Annotated in this window: 5 protein-coding genes and 3 pseudogenes; 4 read left to right on the top strand and 4 right to left on the bottom strand. The window is 77.6% G+C overall.

The window, feature by feature from the left end; genetic code table 11:
- Positions 1-349 (bottom strand): annotated as a pseudogene (locus C6N75_RS13115) (ABC transporter permease); the annotation flags it as partial.
- Positions 350-568: 219 nt separating this feature from the next.
- On the opposite strand from C6N75_RS13115, the gene C6N75_RS13120 reads away from it, so the two are divergent.
- Positions 569-1,309 (top strand): ABC transporter ATP-binding protein, encoded by a 741-nt coding sequence (locus C6N75_RS13120; protein ID WP_105869065.1) that lies wholly within the window; start codon positions 569-571, stop codon positions 1,307-1,309.
- Between the two features lie 20 nt (positions 1,310-1,329).
- Here C6N75_RS13120 and C6N75_RS13125 read toward each other — a convergent pair.
- Positions 1,330-2,100, bottom strand: a pseudogene (locus tag C6N75_RS13125) (LysR substrate-binding domain-containing protein); the annotation flags it as partial.
- A gap of 2 nt (positions 2,101-2,102) precedes the next feature.
- Here C6N75_RS13125 and C6N75_RS13130 point away from each other — a divergent pair.
- The 3 genes and pseudogenes from C6N75_RS13130 to C6N75_RS13140 form a co-directional block, all read left to right on the top strand.
- Positions 2,103-2,255 (top strand): annotated as a pseudogene (locus C6N75_RS13130) (EamA family transporter); the annotation flags it as partial.
- A 222-nt stretch (positions 2,256-2,477) separates the two neighbouring features.
- Positions 2,478-3,593, top strand: coding sequence for a ribosome small subunit-dependent GTPase A (rsgA, locus tag C6N75_RS13135; protein WP_105869070.1), 1,116 nt, complete (start codon positions 2,478-2,480; stop codon positions 3,591-3,593).
- Between the two features lie 148 nt (positions 3,594-3,741).
- Positions 3,742-5,148 carry a DNA-3-methyladenine glycosylase 2 family protein gene (locus C6N75_RS13140; RefSeq protein WP_258177390.1) on the top strand — a complete coding sequence of 469 codons (1,407 nt, stop codon included), beginning with the start codon at positions 3,742-3,744 and terminating at the stop codon, positions 5,146-5,148.
- 152 nt (positions 5,149-5,300) lie between these two features.
- On the opposite strand, the gene C6N75_RS13145 is transcribed toward C6N75_RS13140, so the two are convergent.
- Together C6N75_RS13145 and C6N75_RS13150 are read right to left on the bottom strand one after the other, a co-directional pair.
- Positions 5,301-5,783, bottom strand: coding sequence for a DUF456 domain-containing protein (locus C6N75_RS13145; RefSeq protein ID WP_105869068.1), 483 nt, complete (start codon positions 5,781-5,783; stop codon positions 5,301-5,303).
- 59 nt (positions 5,784-5,842) lie between these two features.
- The gene (locus tag C6N75_RS13150; protein ID WP_105869069.1) at positions 5,843-6,847 is read right to left on the bottom strand and encodes a helix-turn-helix transcriptional regulator; all 1,005 of its coding nucleotides are present in this window, start codon (positions 6,845-6,847) and stop codon (positions 5,843-5,845) included.
- Between the last annotated feature and the right edge of the window lie 11 nt (positions 6,848-6,858).

Genomic DNA, 6,858 nt, shown 5'->3' on the forward strand with positions numbered 1-6,858 from the left:
GATCCGGCCGGTCGCCGGCCGCCGCGCCGGCCGGGGCGGGCAGCGCGTAGGGCCCCGAGCGCTCCAACCGCCGCACGGACACCGGCAGTCCGTCGAACACCCGCCCCGCTCCCGCCACCACCGCCCGGTGCGCCGCCCCCAGCCGCTCCCGCGGCACATCCGCGCTCACCACCAGCGAGGCCGGCCCCGCCGACCGCTCGCCCAGCACCCGCCGCAGCCCGGTGTCGCCGACCGCCGTGCCGAACGCGAACAGCGTCGACAGCACCGTCGTGCCGACCACGCCCGCCAGCAGCGAAGCGGCGAACAGCACCCGGTGCTCCCGCACCCGCCGCAGCAGCAGCCGCACCATCACGCGCTCACCCGCCCCCGTACGCGCCGGCCGTTCTTCCGCGACCGCGCGTGAAACCTAACACCGCCCTGCGACAACGCAGTCGGCGCGATCTCCCGAGCGGTCCCGCCCGGCGTCGACAACCCGCGCGCGCCGCGGCTAGGTTGGACCCGGGCGCGGCCGACCGGACGGCGGACGCCGCCCCCAGGCAGGCGGACGAACGGACGAAGCGGGGGGACGATGGCGGGCGAGCCCGGCACGCGCACCGACCGGCGCGCCCCGGACGCCACCGGCGCCGGGCCGATGGTCCGCGTCGAGGACGTGCACCGCACCCACGGCGCCGGCCCCGCCGCCGTACACGCCCTGCGCGGTGTCACCTTCGACGTGCCGCGCGGCAGCCTCACCGCCCTCAAGGGCCGCTCCGGCTCAGGCAAGACCACCCTGCTGAACCTCGTCGGCGGCCTGGACCGCCCGGACCGCGGCCGCGTCACCGTCGACGGCGTCGAACCGGCCGCGCTGGGCGAGAAGGACCTCCTCGCCCTGCGCCGGGACCGGATCGGCTTCGTCTTCCAGTCCTTCGGCCTGATCCCCATCCTCACCGCCGCCGAGAACGTCGGCGTCCCGCTGCGCCTGCGCGGCGCCGACCCGCGCGCCCGCGAGGAACGCGTCGCGCTGCTGCTCTCCCTCGTCGGCCTCGGCGGCCACGCCGACCAGCGACCCGGTGAACTCTCCGGCGGCCAGCGCCAGCGCGTCGCCCTCGCCCGCGCGCTCGCCAACCGCCCCGCCCTCCTGATCGCCGACGAGCCCACCGGCCAGCTCGACGCCGAGACGGGCCGCGCGATGATGGACCTGATGCGCGCCGTCGTCGACAGCGAGGGCCTCACCGCCCTGGTCGCCACCCACGACGCCCACCTCATCGACCTCGCCGACCACGTACGGGAGCTGAGCGACGGCCGGATCGCCGAGCCTTCCCCCGCCTGACCGATCCGCGCGGGCGCGGCTCACGCCGCCCGGTCGCCGGCCGCCCGCGGCCAGTGGCGGACGAGGGTGCGCACCGTCTCGGTGATCGCCGGGCGGCGGGCGGCTCCGGTGCGCCACAGGGCGCGCAGCCGCCGGCTCGGCACCGGCTCCAGCCTCACCGCCCGTACGCCGTCCGGCAGCGCGCCCCGCCCGAGCCGGGGCGCCAGGGCGATGCCCAGCCCGGCGGCGACCAGGGCGAGCTGGGTGTGGTTCTCCTCCGCGCGGTGCGCGATCAGCGGCTCGCTGCCGGTCGCCCGCAGGGTGCGGACCAGCCAGTCGTGGCAGACCGTGCCGGGCGGCTGCGAGATCCACCGCTCGGCGGCCAGGTCCTCCCGCCGCAGCGCCGCCCGCCCGGCCAGTGGATGGCCGGCCGGCACCAGGACGTCGCACAGGTCGGTGCCGATGTCGGCGTGTTCCACCCCCGGCGGTACGGGCAGCGGGGCGATGTCCCAGTCGTGCGCCACCGCGAGGTCCACCGCCCCGCGGGCCACCAGCTCCACCGACAGGTGCGGGTCGACCTCCTGCAACCGGGCGTCCAGCTCCGGGTGGCGGCCGGCCAGTTCGGCCAGCACCGAGGGCATCAGCCCGCGGGCCGCGCTGGCGAAGCAGGCGATGTCCAGGCGGCCGGCCGGCTCCCCGCGCCGCTCCTCCAGGCGCACCTCGGCCCGCTCCACGATCGCCAGCAGCTCCTGTGCCGTGACGACCAGTTGCTCGGCCTCCTCGGTGAGCCGCACCCCCCGGCCGCGCCGCTCACATGTCCTCGGCCGCCCTCCTGCTCGGCGAGCACGTCACCCCGCTGCGCTGGTGCGCCGCCGCCCTCCTCGTCGGCGGCGTGGCCCTCACCTCCTTCACCCCCTCCTTCCGGCCGCGGAAAAAGAGGTGGTGCGCCCCCGGCGGCGACCGCTAGCGTTCTGCCTGTCCCCGCGGCGGCCGTGTGCCGTCCGCGCCGAGTGCGTCGCCCACAGGAGGTGTCGACCGATGGCTGTCACTGCGACGGGCCTTGCCCGCGACCAGAAGTCCGTCAAGTCCACCTCCGCGGCCACCGGCTGACCCACCCGACCCGCGCGCCAGCGTCGCGCGCCGCCGGGGCCGCCCTTGTGCGAAGGGCCTCACCCCCTTGTCTTCGTCCCTGTCTTCCTCCGCTTCCTCCTCCCGCACCTCCGCGTTCTTCGCCCACCCGCTGGCCCCCTACGGCTGGGACACCGGCTGGGAGGCGGACTTCGCCCCGTACGCCGCGGCCGGGCTGCTGCCCGGGCGGGTGGTGCGGGTGGACCGCGGGCGCTGCGACCTCGCCACCGCCGAGGGCGCAGTGCACGCCGACACCGCCTTCGTCACCCCGCACGACCCGCTGCGGGTGATCTGCACCGGCGACTGGGCCGCCGTCGACCCGCACGGCGAACCCCGCTACGTACGGGCCTGCCTGCCGCGCCGCACCTCCCTGGTGCGGTCCACCGCCTCGGACCGCTCCGAGGGGCAGATCCTCGCCGCCAACGTCGACCACGCGATCATCGCCGTACCGCTCTCGGCCGAGCTGGACCTCGGCCGGCTGGAGCGCTTCCTCGCCCTGGCCTGGGAGTCGGGCGCCCAGCCGCTCGTCGCGCTCACCAAGGCGGACCTGGTCCCCGACCCGGTCACCCTCGCGCACCTGGTCCAGGACGTGGAGACGGCCGCACCCGGGGCGCGGGTGCTGCCGGTCAGCGCCACCGGGAACGACGGCGTGGAGCTGCTCGCCGCGCTGGTCACCGGCGGCACCAGCGTCCTCCTCGGCACCTCCGGCGCGGGCAAGTCCACCCTCGCCAACGCCCTGCTCGGGCAGGAGGTGATGGAGGTCCAGGCCATCCGGGACGTCGACGGCAAGGGCCGGCACACCACCACCACCCGGAACCTGCTGGTGCTGCCCGCCGGCGGCGTGCTGATCGACACCCCGGGGCTGCGCGGCGTCGGCTTGTACGACACCGGCGCCGGCGTCGACCGCACGTTCCCCGAGATCGCGGAACTGGCCGAGGACTGCCGCTTCCACGACTGCGCCCACGAGTCGGAGCCGGGCTGCGCGGTCCAGGCCGCCATCCAGGACGGCACGCTCGGCCACCGCCGGCTGGAGAGCTACCGCAAGCTCCAGCGGGAGAACCAGCGGATCGTCGCCAAGACCGACGCGCGGCTGCGCGCCGAGATCCGCGACGACTGGAAGCGCAAGACGGCTTCCGGCCGCGCCGCACTGCGCGCCAAGCGCGGCAACGCGCGCTGAGCGGGTACGGGGCGGGGGCGCGGCACACCGCCGGGCCCCCGCCCCCTCGCAGGCCGTCGTGGACCCGCCGGCCCGCCCGTGCGACCCCCGCAGGCCCGTGTCCGATTCCCGCCAGCGGAGGGACGGGCGGCGGCGGACACTGGAGGGCGTGAGCAACGACGACGGACGGCATCCGCAGGACCCGGACGAGCGCCGCTACCAGGCGGTCCGCAGCCGGGACGCGCGCTTCGACGGGGAGTTCTTCTTCGCCGTGGCGACCACCGGCATCTACTGCCGGCCGAGCTGCCCCGCCGTCACCCCCAAGCGGGCGAACGTCGCCTTCTTCCCCACGGCGGCCGCCGCGCAGGGCCACGGCTTCCGGGCCTGCCGGCGGTGCCGGCCGGACGCCGTGCCCGGGTCGGCCGCCTGGAACGTCCGGGCCGACGTCGTCGGGCGGGCGGTGCGCATGATCGGCGACGGCGTGGTGGACCGCGAGGGCGTCCCCGGGCTCGCCGGGCGGCTCGGTTACAGCGCCCGGCAGATCCAGCGCCAGCTCACCGCCGAACTCGGCGCGGGCCCACTGGCGCTGGCCCGCGCCCAGCGCGCCCACACCGCCCGGGTGCTGCTCCAGACCACCGACCTGCCGGTCACCGACATCGCCTTCGCCGCCGGTTTCGCCAGCGTGCGGCAGTTCAACGACACCGTCCGCCGCATCTACGCGCGCACCCCCAGCGGGCTGCGCGCCGAGGCGGCCACCGGTCGGCGGGCCCGCCCCGCCGCGCCCGCCGCCGGCATCCCGCTGCGGCTCGCCCACCGGGGCCCCTACGCCGCCCGCGAGGCGTTCGACCTCCTGGCCGGCGAAGCCCTGCCCGGCGTCGAGGAGGTCACCGGAGCGCCCGGCGCCCGCACCTACCGGCGCACCCTGCGGCTGCCGCACGGCCAGGGCATCGCCGCCGTGGACGAGCGCGGCCACCCCGGCTGGCTGGCCGCCCGCATCCACCTCACCGACCTGCGCGACCTCACCACCGCCGTGCAGCGGCTGCGGCGGCTGTTCGACCTGGACGCCGACCCGTACGCGGTCGCCGCGCACCTGGGCCCCGACCCGCTGCTCGGCCCGCTGGTCGCCGCCCGCCCCGGGCTGCGGGCGCCCGGCGCGGCCGACCCGGAGGAGTTCGCCCTGCGCACCGTCCTCGGCCCGGCCGAGTCCCGGCGGGCCGCGGCCGGCCACGGCACCCCGCTGGACGTGCCGTGCTCCGGGCTGACCACCGTGTTCCCGGAGCCCGCCGTGCTCATCGGGCACCCGGTGGCGGGACCGCTGGCCGAGGCGCTGGCCGCCGGCACGCTGCTCCTCGATCCGGGCGCGGACCGGGACGAGGCCGAGGCGGGGCTGCGCGCCCTGCCCGGCGTCACCGCCCGCGCCGCCCGGCTCATCCGGATGCGGGCCCTCGGCGACCCGGACAGCGCCGCCGACCCGGCGGCCGACCGCCCCGCCTGGCGGCCCTGGCGCGGCTACGCCCAGCAGTACCTGGCCACAGCGGAGCCCACGTGCACCGAGCAGACCCCGATCGCCGCCTGAGCCAGGCGCGCGCGAGCGGCCCGCGCCCGAGCCGGGCACGCGGGAAGGGTCCGCACCTGCGCTGGGCGCGCGAGGGGCCCGCACCCGCGCCGGGCCCCCGCACCCGCGCCGAGCCGGGCCCCGTACCGGCCCGGACCCGCCGGTCGCCCGTCTCAGCCCGCCAGCACCGCTCCCGCCCATGCCCCGGCCACCAGCAGGCAGGCGCAGAGCTGCACCAGCACGCTGGTCCCGGCCGACCGCATCACCGCCCGGGTCGCTGCGGCCGCCTGCCCGTGGCCGCCCAGTCGCAGCCGCTCGCAGAGGTAGACGCCGCCGACGAGACCGGGCACCGCCCCGACCACCGGCAGCAGCACGAAACCCAGCAGCGCGCCCCCACCCGCGTACGCCACCATCCGGCCGCTCACCCCGAGGCCGCGCACCCGGCGCTTCGGCAGCCGCCACACCACGACCTGGGTGACCAGCATCAGCCCGGTCGCCCCCACCAGCAGCCACCAGGCCACCGAGGACTGCACGTGCAGCGCCCACCACATCACCGCCGCCCACACCAGCCACGGGCCCGGCACCCCGGGCAGCAGCACCCCGAACAGCCCGAGCAGCACCACGAGACCGACCAGCAGGAGCTGCCACGCACCCATGCGCCCAGAGTGCCGGACCACCCCGGGCCCCGCAGGTCGGCACCGGCCACCCGGAGGCGTCAGTGCTCCGCCGGGGCGGCCTCGGTACGGGGCACCCAGCCGCGCTCGCAGGCGTGCCAGCCCAACTGCATCCGGGTGGCCACCCCGGCCAGCTCCATCAGACGCCGCACCCGGCGCTGCACCGTGCGCAGCCCGAGATCGAGCTGCTTGGCCACGCTCGCGTCGGTCAACCCGGCCAGCAGCAGCGACAGCACCTCCAGATCGGTGGCGTCCGGACCGGCCGGCTGCTCCTCGACCACCTGGCCCGTGCCGCCCAGCCTCAGCGGCAGCGCCCCGCACCACACCGAGTCGAACAGCGCGGTCAGCGACTCCAGCAGCCCGCTGGCGTGCACCACCAAGGCGGCCGGCTCCGCGCCGCGCCCGGTCAGCGGCACCATCGCCAGCGACCCGTCCGCGACCAGCAGTTTGGTCGGCACCCGCTCCACCACCCGGATTCGCTCACCGCGCCCCAGCGCCGCCGACAGCTCACCGATGCCGCCGGGCAGCGCCAGCACCGACCGCTCCACCACCACCCGGTAGGCCACCCCGCGCACCGCGGCGGTCTCCTCGGCCTCGTTCTCGCTCCCCGGCACCGCCACCGGCTCCCCGGTGACCAGCGCGCACACCTCCCGCACCGCCCCGAGCTGCAACTGGCGGAAGCGGTGCGCCACCGCGGCCGCGCCGGTCACCACCTCCACCAGGTCGTGCACGGCCGGCTCGGCGGCATCCGCCCGGTACTCCTGCGCCAGCACCGCCGCCGCCAGCTCCGCCTGCTCCAGCTCGTGCCGCTGTGCGGTCAGCAGCGGGCCCAGCGCCACCGCGGGCGGCGCGGCCACCCAGCGGCCGGTCCGGGACGGCGACTGCGCCGCCAGCCCCTGCGACTCCAGCCGCCGCAGCGCCCGCTCCGTCTCCGGCTCCGGCAGCGCCAGCTTGTGCGCGAGGTCGGCCACCTCGGCCGCCCCCAGCGCCACCAGTGCGCGGTACGCCGTCTCCTGGCGTTCGTCGAGACCTATCGCCCCCAGCAAACCGTCCCCGC

This window comes from Streptomyces solincola, from assembly GCF_002982015.1.
GTDB classification, from domain to species: domain Bacteria; phylum Actinomycetota; class Actinomycetes; order Streptomycetales; family Streptomycetaceae; genus Streptomyces; species Streptomyces solincola.

Excerpts from the sequence above, each read along its gene's own strand:
- C6N75_RS13145 (WP_105869068.1), bottom strand. The coding sequence starts at position 5,783 with ATGGGTGCGTGGCAGCTCCTGCTGGTCGGTCTCGTGGTGCTGCTCGGG.
- C6N75_RS13120 (WP_105869065.1), top strand. The coding sequence starts at position 569 with ATGGCGGGCGAGCCCGGCACGCGCACCGACCGGCGCGCCCCGGACGCC.